We start from the raw sequence: 17402 nt of genomic DNA, 5'->3' as shown, positions 1-17402 counted from the left end.
TCGCTCGGGACAATATCGCACTGTAAAGTCGCGAGATCCCATTCCGTGATGGCTCGATGATATCTCGTCACCCAGCCGACCAGTCCAAGTACGTGGCGCTCAATGACTTCTAAAAATAACCCTGCCAACGCGATATCCGAACTGACGCTGACATCCCCGGATAAACCCTCAGGGTCGAAGCCATCGACCAACCCGCGCCCGCTTGCGAGCCAACAGTATCTGTACTTCACCGAGACCAATACCGATCGCATCCTCGATAACCTCGATGGCCTGCGCGACATGGTGTTCCCGAGCGCACCGCATCTCGAAGGCGACAGCGAACTGCGGCGCGAACAGGAGTTTCCTTCTGTCTGCCTGATTGGCCTGGGTCGCTGCGGATCGAACATTGCGCTGGACGTTGCGGAACTGGTGTACAACGCCCGCAAGTTCTATCTGAACGAATTCAACAACGAAGACAAGCCTTACGCCGACAAGGGCTACAGTCCTGCGCAGTGGATTCGCAACAACCTGCGCCTGGGCCCGAACAAGACCACCAAACCGGTATTCCTGGTCGAGCCATTGGTCATGTTGGGCGACCTGGATAAAGACATCGCCGGTCGCATCCGTTTTTCCCGCAAAGGCGAAAAAAGCGGCTTCCTGCGTGACTACAGCAAAATGAAGATCATGGACCTCTCGGAAGTCCACGCCGGCGGTGCCGGTAACGCGCCGATCCTCGGTCAGTACCTGGCAAAGATCATCCTCAACAAGGACACCCAGCGTTTTTCCAGCCCGGACTGGAAGATGATCCACTCGTACCTGATCGATTCCTGCGGGATCAAGGCCAACCAGTCGCGTCTGTACTTCTCGATCTTCAGCGCCGGCGGCGGTACGGGTTCGGGTATGGCCTCGGAGTTCGGCCTGGCCCAGCAATACTCGTACATGAACAAGACGTTCGACACCAAACCGGTGGACGAGCATGACAGCAAGAGCGGCCACTCTTTCGTTTTCGAGCCGATCTTCACCAGCGGCATTTGCGTGCTGCCAAACATTTCCGACCACCGCAGCGAAATGTCCGAAGCGCTGCATATCAACGCTGGTCGGTTACTCTGCAAATACCTGTCGGAAGAATGGGACTTCTCCTACAACTTCGACAACGAAGACAGCAGCGAAGCCAGTGTCATGGGCCGGATCCGCCCGTGGAACGCAATGATGCTGATCTCCAACGACATCATGCGTTACGCCGAAGAGAGCGATGATGGCAACATCCAGAACATTGATGTCAATGCCATGGAAAAGCACGCCAACCAGTACATCTCTCAGCAGATTTTCAACATTCTCACCGCGCAGGCCGTGACCACCGACTACGACCAGAACTATTTCCGTCGGGCCGGTATCGATATCGGCGAAACCATTCGCCTGGACGCCAATGACCTGTTCATGAGTCTGGCCGGTCCAGTGGCCATTGCCTACGCGGAATCCGTGGTACCGGAAACCCCGACGCCATCGAATGACAAGTTCAAAGTCTTCGAGAAAGAGCCGCAACGCCTGAACATCGACGACCTGTTCTTTCGCTCCATCGACCTGCCGCACTTCAACAAAGTGACCCAGGCCATCGAAGGCATCAGCCTGCTGCCGATCGAGTCCAAGCGCTATCGCGCATCGCTGGAGCAGTACAAGAATTCGGGTTACGACGCTGCGGCGCTGCACGACCTGCACTTCTTCAAAAACTGTTCGTCGGTGGTATCGATCGTGTCCTTGCCCAAGGACTACAAGTTGTCGTACATGGATCTGAACCGGCTGAAGACCCACCTCAACAGCCTGTTCCCCAACACCACACTCAAACGTTATGCCCTGGTAATCGGTGCCTCTGCCAACTTGTCGCTGACCACCTTGATTGCCAAGAGCCCGTGCCTGTCCGACGATTTCCTGACGTTGATCGTGGCCTTTATCAAGCGCTGCTTTGCGCGTAATCCATACCGCTTCGATGAGACGCTGGACAACTCGATCCTGGACTTCATCATCAATGAAGAGTTCGACGAAGACCTCATCGACGATTTGCTCAACGAGTTCGAAAACCCGGCGAAGATCCTCGACACCAACTGGTACGCGATCAAGCCGATGTACGAGAAGAAGTATCGCGAACTGATCAACGACAAGGACAAGTTCGTTTCGATCAACGATATCCGTTTGTCTCGCGATTGCGTGAAAAAGGCCATCAAGTACCTGCGCGAGATCTATCGCCATCGCATCGGCAAGACCAAGGTTATTTCGCTGAATAACCATACGGGCAAGACGGCTAACTAAAGCCGCGCCGGGCTAAACCAATCCAGGGCAAGCCCCAATGCCAGTCAGTGAAGGAAGAGGCGCCGGGCACATTACCTGTGGCGAGGGAGCTTGCTCCCGCTGGGTCGCGTAGCGGCCCTAAAATCAGTCACCGCGAGTACTCAGATAGAACACAGGTACCTATTTTACGACTGCTTCGCAGCCGAGCGGGAGCAAGCTCCCTCGCCACAGGTACGTGCTCGATTCAAAACTCCCTCGCCAGCATGACGGAAAGCAACTCGCTCACCCTTTTGGCCAAACCAGTCAATCAGATTGAGGGCTTTGACCATTGCCCCATTCGCCGCCCAGAGCCAGTATTTGCCGGCTTTCTTCTACAGTCCGACCCAAATAAAAACAAAGATAAAGACTGAGGGATTCTGGCAATGCGCGGCTATTTGACTGCACTTACATACATTGATCAGGAGCGCGATGCGACCTTTAACGGCCATCTGACGCCCGCTGTCTGCGACCGATTTGCCTTGTCGGCTGCTTACACTCAGAAACAATTAAGTGACCCTCGTCACACCGGGCCAACTGTTCCGCCCCTGAGCATATTTATCGCCAGTTACCCCCCAATGGGGCGTTTCTCTACGGCAACGTGCCATCACTCTGATCACGGTTACTCGCCTACACACTTTTACCCAGTGAATATCGGCACCCATCTGGTGCGATCATTCAGGCCTGCGCCCTTTCCTGAATCAAAATCCACGGCGAAACAACCACTGCCCACAACTGTGGATCGCGTTCCAGAAGATCCTGCGCCCGCGACGCAGACACCTTGGCAAGCACATCAGCGGTCAACCAGGCAGCCACTTTCCCGGCCTGGTTCTCGGCCACAGCCTCAGCGACTGCGATCAAATCCAGAGAGGTTTCGACCCACAATAGGGCACCCTTGGCAAAGAATGGCTCAAGCTCCTTCCAGGTAATCGATGCAGTTTCTCCAAGCAGTTTGGCATAGAGGGTGCTAGGTTCTTGAGTCATGGGTCTCACCAGGAAAAAAAATCGGCGCAATGATAACGCCGGTGACCTGGCAGAAAAACCCAGTTGCAAATGAGTAACTGATCGAAAAGTTCAGGAAAGCCAAGGATTGCCACTCAGTTCAGGCAAAACCCGCGCCGCAATTCTGTCTTTTTCTGTCAATTAAGCGACATGAACGGGTTTTGCCCCCAGCAGCCAGCTTTTCAAGCGATTGACCGGCGCTCTACACTGTACCGGTACAGTTGCCAGGGGCATTTCCGGGAAGATAACCAAACTATCTAAGCCGGTTCTGCAGCTTTGGCCGCCAGGACTATAAAAACTACAACAGCAAGAGTGGAGCACTATGAATAAGGCTACTAAGCAGATTTCCAAACTGTTTGCCGCTATGGTTCTGGCCGGGGTTGCCAGCCATTCGTTCGCAGCTGACACCATCAAGATTGGTATTGCCGGCCCTAAAACCGGCCCGGTCACTCAATACGGCGACATGCAGTTCATCGGTGCCAAAATGGCCATCGAGCAGATCAACGCCAAGGGTGGTGTCGACGGCAAGATGCTCGAAGCCAAGGAATACGACGACGCGTGCGACCCTAAACAAGCCGTGGCCGTCGCCAACAAAGTGGTCAACGATGGTGTGAAATTCGTTGTCGGTCACCTGTGCTCCAGCTCCACCCAACCGGCTTCGGACATCTACGAAGACGAAGGCGTGATCATGATCACCCCGGCTGCCACCAGCCCGGACATCACCACCCGGGGTTACAAAATGGTGTTCCGCACCATCGGTCTGGACAGCGCCCAGGGCCCTGCCGCCGGTAACTACATCGCCGAGCACGTAAAACCGAAAATCGTTGCTGTGCTGCACGACAAACAGCAATACGGTGAAGGCATCGCCACTTCCGTGAAGAAAACCCTCGAAGGCAAAGGCGTCAAGGTTGCCGTGTTCGAAGGTCTCAACGCGGGTGACAAGGACTTCTCCTCGATCATCCAGAAGCTCAAGCAAGCCAACGTCGACTTCGTCTACTACGGCGGCTACCACCCGGAACTGGGCCTGATCCTGCGTCAATCCAAGGAAAAGGGCCTGAACGCCAAGTTCATGGGGCCTGAAGGTGTGGGCAACGACTCCATCTCGCAGATCGCCCAGAACGCTTCCGAAGGCCTGTTGGTGACCCTGCCGAAGTCTTTCGACCAGGACCCGTCCAACAAGGCGCTGGTTGAGGCGTTCGCCGCCAAGAAGCAGGACCCGACCGGTCCGTTCGTGTTCCCGGCCTACTCGGCAGTTGAAGTCATCGCCGAAGGCATCAAGGCCGCGAAGAGCGAAGACACCACCAAGGTGGCTGAAGCCATCCACAAAGGTACCTTCAAGACTCCGACCGGCGACCTGTCGTTCGACGACAAGGGCGATCTGAAAGACTTCAAGTTCGTGGTCTATCAGTGGCACTTCGGTAAACCAAAGACCGAAGTTTCGCCTCAGTAAGCTGGCTCCATAAGTAATAGAGCCCACTGCGCAAGCAGTGGGCTTTGTTTTACGAGGTAATGGGCCGTGCCTCCGTGATCCGGAAGCCTTCCCACCTGAAAATCTCAAAACCGTCATCAGCGGTTCGCTGGCAAACCTCACGTTCGAAGTGGATGCAGATCCACGGGGCCTGAGCGGGAAAATGACTCCACCAGTGAAATGCGTATCAGGTTTTTAGGAGCGTTGTAATGCCTGACATCTATCACTTCTTCCAACAGCTGGTTAATGGTCTGACCATTGGCAGCACCTATGCCCTGATTGCCATTGGCTACACAATGGTTTACGGCATTATTGGAATGATTAACTTCGCCCATGGCGAGGTCTACATGATTGGTTCCTATGTGGCCTTCATCGTCCTTGCCGGACTGGCCATGCTGGGCATCCATTCTCTGCCACTGTTGATGACCGCCGCATTCCTGGCGACCATCGTTGTAACCAGTGCCTACGGCTACAGTATCGAACGGATCGCCTACCGCCCTCTGCGGGGCAGTAACCGCCTGATCCCGCTGATCTCGGCCATCGGCATGTCGATCTTCCTGCAAAACTCCGTACTGCTCTCGCAGGACTCCAAGGACAAATCGATCCCCAACCTGATTCCGGGCAGCTTCAGCTTCGGTCCGGGCGGTGCACACGAAGTGCTGATCTCCTACATGCAGATCCTGGTGTTCGTGGTGACCCTGGTGGTGATGCTCGGCCTCACCCTGTTCATCTCGCGCTCACGCCTGGGACGTGCCTGTCGGGCCTGTGCCGAAGACATCAAGATGGCCAACCTGTTGGGCATCAATACCAACAACATCATCGCCCTGACCTTCGTCATCGGTGCCGCCCTGGCGGCAGTGGCGGCTGTGCTGCTGAGCATGCAGTACGGCGTGATCAACCCGAATGCCGGATTCCTGGTGGGCCTCAAGGCCTTTACCGCGGCGGTTCTGGGTGGCATCGGCAGCATTCCGGGCGCCATGCTCGGTGGTCTGGTGCTAGGGGTGGCCGAAGCATTCGGCGCCGATATATTCGGTGACCAGTACAAGGACGTGGTGGCTTTCGGCCTTCTTGTTCTGGTCTTGTTATTCCGGCCAACCGGCCTGCTGGGCCGTCCGGAGATTGAGAAAGTATGACTAGGAATCTTAAACAGGCGCTGTTCAGCGCCCTGCTGGTATGGGCCGTGGCCTATCCGGTACTCGGTCTGAAACTGTCCATCGCCGGCATCAACCTCGAAGTACTGGGTGCCAGTACCTCCACGCTGTTCATCATTACCGCCAGCTCGGTGCTGATGTTCCTGCGCGTGCTGTTCGACAAGCAGTGGAACACCATGATGAAGTCAGCGCCGAAAGGCCCGCTGGTTTCGCCGAAGGTCAGCCACTTCATGACCCTGCCCAGCACCCAACGCTGGGTCATCATGGGATTGATCGTCGTCGCTCTGGTCTGGCCGTTCTTCGGCTCGCGCGGTGCGGTGGATATCGCCACGCTGATTCTGATCTATGTGCTGCTCGGTCTGGGCCTGAACATCGTGGTCGGTCTGGCGGGGCTGCTCGACCTGGGCTACGTCGGTTTCTACGCGGTGGGCGCCTACAGCTATGCGCTGCTGTCGCACTACTACGGCCTGAGCTTCTGGATCTGCCTGCCAATCGCCGGCCTGATGGCGGCAACCTTCGGCTTCCTGCTGGGCTTCCCGGTGCTGCGTCTGCGCGGTGACTACCTGGCGATCGTGACCCTGGGCTTCGGTGAGATCATCCGTCTGTTCCTGCGTAACCTGACGGACCTCACGGGCGGACCGAACGGCATCAGCAACATCCCCAAACCGACGCTGTTCGGCCTGAGCTTCGATAGAACGGCCGCCGAAGGCATGCAGACCTTCCACGAGTACTTCGGCCTGGCTTACAACCCGATCAGCAAGGTGGTATTCCTCTACCTGGTGGCGCTGTTGCTGGCGCTGTTCGCGCTGTTCGTGATCAACCGTCTGCTGCGCATGCCGATCGGCCGTGCCTGGGAAGCCTTGCGTGAAGACGAAATCGCCTGCCGTGCCCTGGGCCTGAACCCGACCGTGATCAAGCTGTCGGCCTTCACCCTGGGTGCCTGCTTCGCCGGTTTTGCCGGTAGCTTCTTCGCCGCACGTCAGGGTCTGGTGACGCCGGAGTCGTTCACCTTCATCGAGTCGGCCACTATCCTCGCCATCGTGGTGCTGGGCGGCATGGGCTCGCAATTGGGCGTGGTTCTCGCGGCCGTCGTGATGATTCTGTTGCCCGAGCTGATGCGTGACTTCAGCGAATACCGCATGTTGATGTTCGGTGCCTTGATGGTGCTGATGATGATCTGGCGTCCTCAAGGTCTGCTGCCCATGCAACGTCCTCATATGGAGCTGCGTAAATGAGCAGAGAGATCCTGAAAGTAGATGGCCTGAGCATGCGCTTTGGCGGCTTGCTGGCGGTCAATAACGTTGCCCTGAGCGTGAAAGAGAAACAGGTGGTGTCGATGATCGGCCCTAACGGCGCCGGCAAGACCACCGTGTTCAACTGCCTGACCGGCTTCTACAAACCCAGCGCCGGCACCATCCAGCTCAACGGTGAAGCGATCGAAGGCCTGCCCGGCCACAAGATCGCTGGCAAAGGCGTGGTGCGGACCTTCCAGAACGTGCGGTTGTTCAAGGATATGACCGCCGTGGAAAACCTGCTGATTGCTCAGCACCGGCACCTGAACACCAACTTCCTGGCCGGTCTGTTCAAGACCCCGGCGTTTCGCCGCAGCGAACGCGAGGCGATGGAGCACGCCGAGTTCTGGCTGGACAAGGTCAATCTCAAGGAGTTCGCCAACCGTCCCGCCGGCACCCTGGCCTATGGTCAGCAGCGCCGCCTGGAAATCGCCCGCTGCATGATGACCCGTCCAAGCATCCTCATGCTCGACGAACCGGCCGCCGGCCTCAACCCGCGGGAAACCGATGACCTCAAGGCGCTGATCGGCACCTTGCGTGAAGAGCATGACGTGACCGTGCTGCTGATCGAACACGACATGAAACTGGTCATGAGCATCTCCGACCACATCTTCGTGATCAACCAGGGCACGCCTCTGGCCAACGGCACGCCGGAGCAGATCCGCGATAATCCTGAAGTGATCAAAGCCTACCTGGGGGAAGCGTAAATGCTGCAGTTCGAAAACGTTTCCACCTTCTACGGCAAGATCCAGGCCCTGCACAGCGTCAACGTCGAAGTCCGTCAGGGCGAGATCGTCACGCTGATCGGTGCCAACGGCGCGGGCAAGTCGACCCTGCTGATGACCCTCTGCGGTTCGCCGCAGGCCCATAGCGGCAGCATCCGCTACATGGGCGAAGAGCTGGTCGGCCAGGACTCCTCATCGATCATGCGCAAGAGCATCGCCGTGGTGCCGGAAGGCCGCCGGGTGTTCGCTCGCCTGACCGTGGAAGAAAACCTCTCCATGGGCGGTTTTTTCACCGACAAGGGCGATTACCAGGAGCAAATGGACAAGGTTCTGGGGTTGTTCCCGCGACTCAAGGAACGCTTCAACCAACGTGGCGGCACCATGTCCGGCGGCGAACAGCAGATGCTCGCCATCGGCCGTGCGCTGATGAGCAAGCCCAAGCTGTTGCTGCTCGATGAGCCGTCGCTGGGTCTGGCGCCGATCATCATTCAACAGATCTTCGACATCATCGAACAGCTGCGCCGCGATGGCGTGACGGTGTTCCTGGTGGAACAGAACGCCAACCAGGCGTTGAAGATCGCCGACCGCGCCTATGTGCTGGAAAACGGCCGGGTGGTGATGCAAGGCACCGGTGAAGCCCTGCTGACCGATCCAAAAGTGCGCGAAGCCTATCTGGGCGGCTAAGCACTCGCATCAGAAAATAGAAAACGGCCTGCGGGCCGTTTTTTTTTGGCTTGCCATAAATGGACACGGACTCTAAGCAATGGAGATCTAAAAATGTGGGAGCGAGCTTGCTCGCGATGACTGACTAACATTCAACATTGATGTCGACTGTTAGACCGCTATCGCGAGCAAGCTCGCTCCCACATTAGGTTTACGGTGTCTTGTAGATCGCATTCACCTATTTCTGAAAAAATTCTGGGGTGGGCTGTAACAGACGGCATTGGCGTTTCTCTACTAGGGTAAGCAAGCACAAACGCTTACTTACCCACGTCTACTATGGAGAAACATCATGACTGCTACCACTCGCACCCTGTCCGCCGCTGCCCTCGCTCTGGCTCTCGGTTCTGCCTTGAGCATCGCCGCTCTGCCGACCACTGCTCAGGCCGCCGACGACAAAATGGAAAAATGCTTTGGCGTCGCCATGAAAGGTAAAAACGACTGTGCCGCAGGTGCTGGCACCACCTGCGCCGGTACCTCGAAGATGGACTACCAGGCGAACTCCTGGAAACTGGTCCCGAAAGGCACTTGCGAAAAGACTGCCAGCCCGACCTCGCCGACCGGCTTCGGTCAACTGGCCGCCTACAAGGCCAAGTCGTAATCACCCGTCTACCTGAGTGTTGATGATGACCACTTCATCGCTGCACAGCGTACATCCCCACACTCAGGCTTCGGCGTGCGGGCTGCCGCGCCGCGCCGGGCTGGGGCTCAAGACCGAGCACTTTCGTGAAGTGCTCGGTACCCGACCCGACCTCGGTTTCTTCGAAGTTCATGCCGAAAACTACATGGTCGCCGGCGGCCCGTTTCATCACTATCTGGGATTGATCCGCGAGCAGTATCCGCTATCGCTGCATGGCGTCGGCCTGTCGATAGGCGCTGAAGGTCCGCTGGATTGCGGGCACCTTGCACGACTCGCGCAGTTGATCGAGCGTTATCAACCTCAGTCCTTTTCCGAACACCTGGCCTGGTCCAGCCATGGCCCGGTATTCCTCAATGACCTATTACCCCTGGCCTATGACGAGCCAACGTTGAATCGTGTCTGCGAGCATATCGATCAGGTGCAGAACACCCTGAAACGCCCCATGCTGCTGGAGAATCCGGCGACTTACCTGGAATTCCAGCGCTCGAGCATGGATGAAGCGACATTCATCCGCGAAGTGATCCGCCGTACCGACTGCGGTCTGCTGCTCGACGTGAATAACGCCTATGTGTCAGGCATCAATCATCAGCGCGATCCGCTGGCCTATATCGATGCCTTGCCGTTGCACGCGGTTGGCGAAATCCATCTTGCGGGCTTTGCCGAAGACAACGACAGCCTCGGCGACCGGCTGCTGATCGACGACCACGGCGCACCGGTCGATAACGCGGTGTGGGCACTGTATCGGCGGGTTCTGGAACGCACGGGGCCGATCGCTACCCTGATCGAACGAGATAATCGTCTACCGGCATTTTCCGTGCTGTACGCCGAAGCGCTTCAGGCGGATGAGCTGTTGCGTTGTGCGCAGGTGCGGCCATGAGCACTCAAGCAGCTTTCGCCGCCGCCCTGCTCGACCCGCAACGGGCTTGCCCGTCAGGTTTGTGCAGCGCCAACGGTGCCGACCCGGCCAGCCGCTTCGCGGTCTATCGCAATAACGTGCAGAGCTCGCTGATCAACGCATTGGCCGACAGCTACCCGGTGGTCTTGCAATTGGTCGGGGACGAGTTCTTCCGCGCCATGGCCCGGCTCTACATCCAACAGTTTGCGCCGCAAGGCCCGTTGCTCAATGACTACGGCAACAATTTCGCCGACTTCATCGAGGGTTTTGCGCCAGCCGCCAGCGTGCCCTATCTGGCGGACGTCGCCCGACTGGAAAGGCTACGCGTGCGGGCCTATCACGCAGCCGATGCACAGGCCTTGAGCCATGAGCAGATCGCCACAGTCCTTTCGGACCCGCAAACCCTTGGCGAGCTGCACGTCCAGCTTCACCCCTCGGTCAGCACCCTGAACTCGGCCTATGCCGTGGTTGCACTATGGGCGGCGCATCAGCAAGACGAAACGCTGGCCAAGGTCGACCCATTGCATGGGCAAAACGCGCTGATTCTGCGCAATGGTCTGGAGGTCGAGGTCTTTGCCGTCGACACCGGTTCGGTGATGTTCATTCGCAGCCTGCAAAACGGCTGGCCTCTGGAACAAGCCGTGGCCTATGGCCTGGACGCCACGCCGGAGTTCGACCTGAGCCAATGCCTGGCACTGCTGATCAGCCACAACGCCATCACCCACTTACAACGACAAGACCAGGTATCGCCATGAACGTCCGCCAAGAGCAGCAAAATCCCCTCGCGCGCTTGATTGAACGTGTCATTGAGCTGTTCGGGATAGTCCCCCACAGCCTGATCGCTTTTGTCGCGCGCTTCTCCATTGCCGCGGTGTTCTGGAAGTCCGGACAGACCAAAATCGAGGGCTTTGCCATCGACCTCATCGACGGCACGTTCGAACTGGGGGTACCGCGCCTCGCCGATTCCACCATTCCATTGTTCCAGAGCGAATACCAGGTTCCGCTGCTATCCCCGGAGCTGGCCGCGCACATGGCGGCCTTTGCCGAGCACTTCTTCCCGATCCTGATTCTGCTCGGCTTCGCCACCCGCTTCTCAGCCTTGGCACTGCTGGGCATGACGCTGACCATTCAGACCTTCGTTTACCCGGATGCCTACCCGACTCACGGCACCTGGGCGGCGATCCTGTTGTATTTGATGGCCAGAGGCCCGGGCGTGCTGTCGATCGATCACCTGATCGCCAGGCGTTACGCTTAGACGCTACAACCGATCCAGCGCCTCGCCGCTACGCTTGAACCAACCGACCAGGTGATCGGCCAGCACCTGCGTACGCTTGGGCAGGCCACCCTGATACGGGTGCACCAGGTACATCGGCATGCTGCGGGTCTGATAGTCGCGTAGCAGCCAGCGCAGACGGCCGTCGGCCAACTCGGTATGCAGCAAATAAGACGGCAGGCGCGCGATACCGGCGTTGGCCAGCGCGGCCTTTTTCAGCAAGCTGTAGTGATTGCTGGAAAACGGCCCCGAGACGCGGACCCGGAGCAATTCGTGTTGCTGGTGGTAGAGCCATTCTTCACGGCCGCTGTAATGGCTGTTGAGCAGGCAGCGGTGCTCGGCCAGATCCGCAGGCGTTTGCGGTTCGCCGTACTGCTCAAGATAGGCCGGGCTGGCGCAGGTCATCTCGTGCCAGGCCAGTAGCGGTTTGGCCACCAATCGCTCGTCGTTGGCCACTTCCGAGCGAATCGCCAGATCAAAACCGTCCCGGGACAAATCGCGGTAGCTGTTGTTCAGCTCCAGCTCGATCTGCACGTCGGGATACTTTCGGGAAAATTCCAGCAACAAACCATCGAAGAAAGTCTCGCCCAAAGAAACCGGAACGGTCATGCGCACGGGACCTGCCATGTCGTCCTTCAAGCGGGCCAGGGCCTGACGCGCTCGCTCGACCTGAATCACCAACGCCTGGGCTTGCGGCAACAGCGCCGCGCCCGCCGCCGTCAGACTCAAACGCCGGGTAGTGCGTTGTAGCAACACCACCGAAAATGTGGTCTCCAACTGGCTGATGCGCTTGGACAACTGCCCCTTGCTGCAACCCAGCTGCTGTGCCGCCAGGGTAAAACTGCCCGCCTCGATCAGCACTGCGAACGCCGCCAGATCATCCATTTCGCTCATGGATTGTTTCCATTTGAAAACCAAAGGTTGCCTATTAGCGCGCTTATCAATGGAAAAAACCACTCTAAACTGAAGCCTCGATCCTCCACATCAGGAACAGCACGATGAAAATTCTTTTGATTGGCGCCAACGGCACCATTGGTTCGGCCATTGATCGCGAACTGTCACCGCGCCATGAAATCACCCGTATCGGCCGTAAAAGCGGTGACTTCCATGTTGATATCAGCGACAGCGCTTCGATCCGCAGCTTGTTCGAACAGACCGGAAAATTCGATGCGCTGATCTGCGCCGCCGGCAACGTCAACTTCGTCCCTTTGGCCGACATGACCGAGAAGGACTTTGCCCTGGGCCTGCAGGACAAGCTGATGGGCCAGGTCAATCTGCTGCTGATCGGCCGCGAGTTCGCCAATGACGGTGCGTCCTTCACCTTCACCACCGGCATCCTCAGCCACGATCCGATTCGTACCGGCAGCTCTGCCGCGCTGGTCAATGGAGCCCTCGACAGCTTCGTCCGCGCCGCTGCAATCGAATTGCCACGCGGTCTTCGCGTCAACTCGGTGAGCCCGAACGTGCTGGTCGAAGCCATGGACAGCTATGCGCCGTACTTCCGAGGGTTCAAACCGGTTCCGGGCGCTGACGTGGCGCTGGCCTATGCGAAAAGTGTCGAAGGCCTGCAGACGGGGCAGACGTTTCACGTCGGCTGATGCTTTCGAGCATCGGGCGCGCTGGAGTCTGATCATTCGATCAGCGTGGGCAAAAGGTCGCGGGCAATCGCCCGTGGCATCGCAACCCTGAACTGCGCGCCCAGCTCCGATTGCACGGTCGCCGTACTAATCCGCTGGCCATTGATCAGCAAGGTCAATGGTTGCTTCATCGAGTCACGGCTGATCTTGCGCATTCGCTCGGCCGCTTGCGGGCTGAGTGTGACGCTCAACTCCACCGTATCGGGATTGGGACTGTCGATATCCTTTAACAGCAACTCCATCTTGATGAAGTCCGAGGCTGACGAAAAATCGATCTCGGCAGCCTGACTGGGCATCGCACCCATGATGACCAGTGACAACACAACCCATTTCCAGCCTCTTGGCATTTTTTGCCCTCGCAGTTTTTAACAGCTTTCGAAGCTTAGCTTCTGCACCACGCAGAAGCGCCTTTGTTAATGTTCAGAATGTTGCTGAAAAATTTTTACCCGTCAGCTCCGGTTCAACGCCGGTCTTGTGATGCTCCGCCAGCCTGCGTACCGTGGCAGCACTTGTCAGGAGAACACTCGATGCGTGCTGCCCGTTCCATAGCGATTCTTGCCCTGCTGCCTCTGTTCGCCGGTTGCCAGATGTTTGCCAGTCAACCGCAAATCGCCTCCAAAGCAGGGCTGACCCGCATGCAGGGTGAACTCACGGTCGCTGATGGTCAGTTGCTGTTTCAGCCGTGCCAGGAGCAACGTCGTTTTGTCGTCAATGATGCCGGCGGTACCGGTGTCCTGCAGGAAGCTGCAGCTCTGTCCGACACTCAAGGCAAGCTTTTCGCCGACCTGCGCGGCAGTATCTCTGCGAGCAAAACCGCGGGCGCCGATAGTCAGCTTGATCTGGAGAAGCTCTACCGCGTCGAACGCTTGGGTAGCGCCTGCGATAACCCCGACTTCAAACGGCTGATCCTGCGCGCCAGCGGTAACGCGCCGCAGTGGAGCGTCAACGTCACCGGCAAAGGCATGGTCATCGATCGTGCCGGCCAACCGCCGCTGGCACTGCCTTATCTGGAAGAACAATTGGGCGAAGGCCGTTTCAACCTGAGCAGCGAAGCCAACAATCAGCACATCGAACTCTGGGTCGCGCCACAGCACTGTGTGGATAGCGTCAGCGGCAGCGTGCAGCACATGAGCGCCGAGCTGCGGGTCAATGGTCAGGTACAGCGCGGTTGCGCGTATTTTGGCGGCTCGCGCGACGACTGATTCGACGAGCTGTTGTTTTAACCTCACGAAAAATGGGCGTTGGGGCTTATAATCGCCCGTTTGTGCTCTTGTCTGAACACCTTCCGCCCTGGCGCAGTTGTGCGCCCCGCGAACCGGATCCCGTCATGTTACGAATCACCGAACTCAAGCTGCCCATCGACCATCCCGAAGAAGACCTGCGGCCTGCCATCGTGCAGCGCCTGGGCATCGCCAGTGATGACCTGCTCGATTTCACCTTGTTCAAGCGCAGCTACGACGCGCGCAAGAAGTCTTCCGAACTGTGCTTCATCTACACCATCGACCTCAGCGTGCGCGATGAGGCGAAGCTGCTGCTCAAGTTCGCCGATGACCGTAACGTCAACCCGGCGCCGGATGTCAGCTACAAAGTCGTCGGCCAGGCCCCGCAGGACCTGAGCGAGCGGCCGATCGTGGTCGGCTTCGGCCCGTGCGGAATTTTCGCCGGACTGCTGTTGGCGCAGATGGGCTTCAAGCCGATCATCCTCGAGCGCGGCACCGAAGTTCGCCAGCGCACCAAGGACACCTGGGGCCTGTGGCGCAAAAACGTCCTCAACCCCGAGTCCAACGTGCAATTCGGTGAAGGCGGCGCGGGCACCTTCTCCGACGGCAAGCTTTACAGCCAGATCAAGGATCCGAAACACCACGGCCGCAAGGTTCTGCACGAGTTCGTCAAGGCCGGCGCGCCGGAAGAAATCCTCTACGTCAGCAAACCGCATATCGGTACCTTCCGTCTGACCGGCGTGGTCGAAAACATGCGTCACCAGATCGAAGCCATGGGCGGCGAAATTCGTTTTCAGCAGCGGGTGACCGATGTGCTGATCGAAGACGGCCAGCTCACCGGTGTAGAACTGGCGAGTGGCGAACAGATCCGCTCCCGGCACGTGATTCTCGCCCTTGGCCACAGCGCCCGGGACACGTTCCGCATGCTTCACGGCCGTGGCGTCTACATGGAAGCCAAGCCGTTCTCGGTGGGTTTTCGCATTGAACACCCGCAATCGCTGATCGACAGTGCGCGCCTGGGTAAATACGCCGGCCACCCGAAACTCGGTGCCGCCGACTACAAACTGGTGCACCACGCCAGTAACGGGCGCTCGGTCTACAGCTTCTGCATGTGCCCCGGCGGCACGGTGGTGGCAGCAACATCCGAACCGAACCGGGTGGTCACCAATGGCATGAGCCAGTACTCGCGCAACGAGCGCAACGCCAACTCGGGAATCGTGGTCGGCATCACCCCCGAAGTGGATTATCCGGGTGGGCCGCTGGCTGGTATCGAGTTGCAGGAGCGTCTGGAGTCCCACGCGTTCATCCTCGGCGGCAGCAACTACGAAGCCCCGGCGCAACTGGTTGGAGACTTCATCGCAGGCAAGCCGTCCACCGCGCTGGGTAGCGTCGAGCCATCCTACAAGCCAGGCGTGGCCCTGGGCGATCTGGCGCTGGCCTTGCCGGACTACGCCATCGAAGCCATTCGCGAAGCCTTGTCGGCATTCGATAAGCAGATCAAGGGTTACTCCCTGCATGATGCCGTGCTGACCGGGATCGAGACCCGCACGTCATCGCCGCTGCGGATCACCCGTAACGAGTCGATGCAGAGCCTGAACGTCAAAGGTCTGTTCCCGGCCGGCGAAGGTGCAGGCTATGCCGGTGGGATTCTGTCGGCGGGTGTCGACGGGATCCGCATCGCCGAAGCGGTGGCGCGGAATATTCTCGGGATCGAGGCCTAAGCGTTATCCCTGTGGGAGCGGGCTTGCCCGCGAAGAACGAATACGCGGTTTACCTGTTAGACCGCAGCGTCTGCTTCGCGGGCAAGCCACGCTCCCACTAGATCTGCGTCACTTGCACGACCTCAGATCCCAGCGCGCAATACGCTGGCCGGCAATGGCTCGCCGCGCTCGGCACTCGCTGCGACCGCCTCGATCAAACCACTCAATTCATACCCCTGGGCCTTCAGCCAATCCTGATCGTAATAGGTGGTCGCATAGCGCTCGCCGCCATCACACAGAATCGCCACGATCGACCCCGACTCCCCCGCCGCGACCATTTGTTGTGCAGCCATCAAGGCGCCAATCAGATTGGTACCGCTGGAACCGCCGACATGTCGTCCCAGACGCTGTGCCAGATAATGCATGGCCGCCAGGGACAAGGCGTCCGGCACTTTGACCATCGCATCGATCACCTTGGGCAGAAACGACGCCTCGACCCGTGGCCGACCGATGCCTTCGATCCGCGAACCGCAGTCCAGACGCAGGCTCGCATCGCCGGTCTGGTAGTAATCGAAGAACACCGAACGCTCGGCATCGGCGCACAACACGCGGGTGGTGTGCTGGCGATAACGTACATAACGCCCGAGAGTCGCCGTCGTGCCACCGGTGCCAGGGCTTGAAATCAGCCAGCTCGGCTCCGGATAACGCTCGAAACGCAGTTGCTGGAAGATCGATTCGGCAATGTTGTTGTTCGCCCGCCAGTCAGTGGCGCGCTCGGCATAGGTGAACTGATCGATGAAGTGGCCACCGCTCTCCATCGCCAGGCGTTCGGACTCGGAATAGATCTGCGTCGGATCCTGCACCAGATGGCTTTTGCCGCCATAAAAGGCGATTTGCGCGATCTTTTCCTGGGACGTGCTGGCCGGCATCACGGCAATGAACGGCAGACCCAGCAGACGTGCGAAATACGCCTCGGAAATCGCCGTCGAACCGCTGGACGCCTCAATCACCGGCGCCCCTGGCTTGAGCCAGCCGTTACACAACGCATACAGGAACAGCGACCGCGCCAGGCGATGTTTCAGGCTGCCGGTGGGGTGGCTGGACTCATCCTTGAAGTACAACTCGATGCCCGGCAGGCCCGGTAGCGGCAAGGGGATCAGGTGTGTATCGGCACTGCGTTGAAAATCCGCTTCGATGATCCGGATGGCTTCGCGGGCCCACTGTCGGTTGTCGCTCATGATTGATTTCTCTGTGAAGCGGGCACGCTCAAAGGGCGCTGACGATTTGGCTGGGCCATACCGGGATAAGGGAATTTGCGGGCACGGCCGCAAGACAGCCCAAGCTTAGGAAATTTCCTACACAACGCAAAGATACAGCTGGG

The 17402-nt window shown here is 58.5% G+C and carries 17 protein-coding genes; 13 read left to right on the top strand and 4 right to left on the bottom strand.

The genetic code is table 11. The features are described 5' to 3' along the window. The first annotated feature begins 102 nt into the window (after positions 1 to 102). A complete protein-coding gene (locus AC3I0A_RS06025; RefSeq protein ID WP_489376717.1) occupies positions 103 to 2283 on the top strand; it encodes a hypothetical protein in 2181 nt (726 codons plus the stop codon). Positions 2284 to 2976: 693 nt separating this feature from the next. Here the strand turns inward: AC3I0A_RS06025 and AC3I0A_RS06020 are convergent. Then, complete coding sequence (locus AC3I0A_RS06020; protein WP_489376716.1) at positions 2977 to 3282, bottom strand: DUF2288 domain-containing protein; 306 nt, start codon at positions 3280 to 3282, stop codon at positions 2977 to 2979. A 340-nt stretch (positions 3283 to 3622) separates the two neighbouring features. On the opposite strand from AC3I0A_RS06020, the gene AC3I0A_RS06015 reads away from it, so the two are divergent. From AC3I0A_RS06015 to AC3I0A_RS05975, 9 genes are all read left to right on the top strand, one after another. Then, the gene (locus AC3I0A_RS06015) at positions 3623 to 4750 is read left to right on the top strand and encodes a branched-chain amino acid ABC transporter substrate-binding protein (RefSeq protein WP_489376715.1); all 1128 of its coding nucleotides are present in this window, start codon (positions 3623 to 3625) and stop codon (positions 4748 to 4750) included. Positions 4751 to 4977: 227 nt separating this feature from the next. Next, complete coding sequence (livH, locus tag AC3I0A_RS06010) at positions 4978 to 5901, top strand: high-affinity branched-chain amino acid ABC transporter permease LivH (RefSeq protein WP_489376714.1); 924 nt, start codon at positions 4978 to 4980, stop codon at positions 5899 to 5901. After that, positions 5898 to 7154, top strand: a complete 1257-nt coding sequence (locus tag AC3I0A_RS06005) for a high-affinity branched-chain amino acid ABC transporter permease LivM (RefSeq protein WP_489376713.1) — start codon at positions 5898 to 5900, stop codon at positions 7152 to 7154. Before livH ends, AC3I0A_RS06005 begins: the two co-directional genes overlap by 4 nt. Next, positions 7151 to 7918, top strand: coding sequence for a high-affinity branched-chain amino acid ABC transporter ATP-binding protein LivG (livG, locus tag AC3I0A_RS06000; protein WP_489376712.1), 768 nt, complete (start codon positions 7151 to 7153; stop codon positions 7916 to 7918). Before AC3I0A_RS06005 ends, livG begins: the two co-directional genes overlap by 4 nt. Further along, positions 7919 to 8620 carry an ABC transporter ATP-binding protein gene (locus tag AC3I0A_RS05995; RefSeq protein ID WP_489376711.1) on the top strand — a complete coding sequence of 234 codons (702 nt, stop codon included), beginning with the start codon at positions 7919 to 7921 and terminating at the stop codon, positions 8618 to 8620. Between the two features lie 328 nt (positions 8621 to 8948). Beyond that, positions 8949 to 9257 carry a BufA1 family periplasmic bufferin-type metallophore gene (locus AC3I0A_RS05990; RefSeq protein ID WP_489376709.1) on the top strand — a complete coding sequence of 103 codons (309 nt, stop codon included), beginning with the start codon at positions 8949 to 8951 and terminating at the stop codon, positions 9255 to 9257. A 22-nt stretch (positions 9258 to 9279) separates the two neighbouring features. Beyond that, entirely contained in the window at positions 9280 to 10173 is an 894-nt protein-coding gene (gene bufB / locus AC3I0A_RS05985; protein WP_489376707.1) for an MNIO family bufferin maturase, read from the top strand. After that, on the top strand, positions 10170 to 10946 hold the full coding sequence (locus tag AC3I0A_RS05980; protein WP_489376705.1) for an HvfC/BufC N-terminal domain-containing protein: 777 nt from the start codon (positions 10170 to 10172) through the stop codon (positions 10944 to 10946). Before bufB ends, AC3I0A_RS05980 begins: the two co-directional genes overlap by 4 nt. Then, the gene (locus AC3I0A_RS05975) at positions 10943 to 11446 is read left to right on the top strand and encodes a DoxX family protein (RefSeq protein ID WP_489376704.1); all 504 of its coding nucleotides are present in this window, start codon (positions 10943 to 10945) and stop codon (positions 11444 to 11446) included. Before AC3I0A_RS05980 ends, AC3I0A_RS05975 begins: the two co-directional genes overlap by 4 nt. Positions 11447 to 11449: 3 nt before the next feature. Here the strand turns inward: AC3I0A_RS05975 and AC3I0A_RS05970 are convergent, their stop codons facing one another. Then, entirely contained in the window at positions 11450 to 12358 is a 909-nt protein-coding gene (locus AC3I0A_RS05970) for a LysR family transcriptional regulator (RefSeq protein WP_489376703.1), read from the bottom strand. 104 nt (positions 12359 to 12462) lie between these two features. Here AC3I0A_RS05970 and AC3I0A_RS05965 point away from each other — a divergent pair, with 104 nt between their 5' ends. Continuing rightward, complete coding sequence (locus AC3I0A_RS05965; protein WP_489376701.1) at positions 12463 to 13062, top strand: short chain dehydrogenase; 600 nt, start codon at positions 12463 to 12465, stop codon at positions 13060 to 13062. A gap of 32 nt (positions 13063 to 13094) precedes the next feature. Here the strand turns inward: AC3I0A_RS05965 and AC3I0A_RS05960 are convergent, their stop codons facing one another. Then, the gene (locus AC3I0A_RS05960) at positions 13095 to 13424 is read right to left on the bottom strand and encodes a SecDF P1 head subdomain-containing protein (protein WP_489376700.1); all 330 of its coding nucleotides are present in this window, start codon (positions 13422 to 13424) and stop codon (positions 13095 to 13097) included. A 204-nt stretch (positions 13425 to 13628) separates the two neighbouring features. On the opposite strand from AC3I0A_RS05960, the gene AC3I0A_RS05955 reads away from it, so the two are divergent. Both AC3I0A_RS05955 and AC3I0A_RS05950 read left to right on the top strand, forming a co-directional pair. After that, positions 13629 to 14303 (top strand): COG3650 family protein, encoded by a 675-nt coding sequence (locus AC3I0A_RS05955; RefSeq protein ID WP_489376698.1) that lies wholly within the window; start codon positions 13629 to 13631, stop codon positions 14301 to 14303. Positions 14304 to 14428: 125 nt separating this feature from the next. Continuing rightward, on the top strand, positions 14429 to 16042 hold the full coding sequence (locus tag AC3I0A_RS05950) for an NAD(P)/FAD-dependent oxidoreductase (RefSeq protein ID WP_489376697.1): 1614 nt from the start codon (positions 14429 to 14431) through the stop codon (positions 16040 to 16042). A gap of 122 nt (positions 16043 to 16164) precedes the next feature. On the opposite strand, the gene AC3I0A_RS05945 is transcribed toward AC3I0A_RS05950, so the two are convergent. Continuing rightward, entirely contained in the window at positions 16165 to 17262 is a 1098-nt protein-coding gene (locus tag AC3I0A_RS05945; protein ID WP_489378433.1) for a PLP-dependent cysteine synthase family protein, read from the bottom strand. Positions 17263 to 17402 lie beyond the last annotated feature (140 nt).

The sequence above is a fragment of the Pseudomonas sp. KH_024_B2 genome (genome assembly GCF_057839965.1).
The sequence above is the reverse complement of the archived record's forward strand: the minus strand, read 5'-3'. Positions and strand labels throughout refer to the sequence as shown.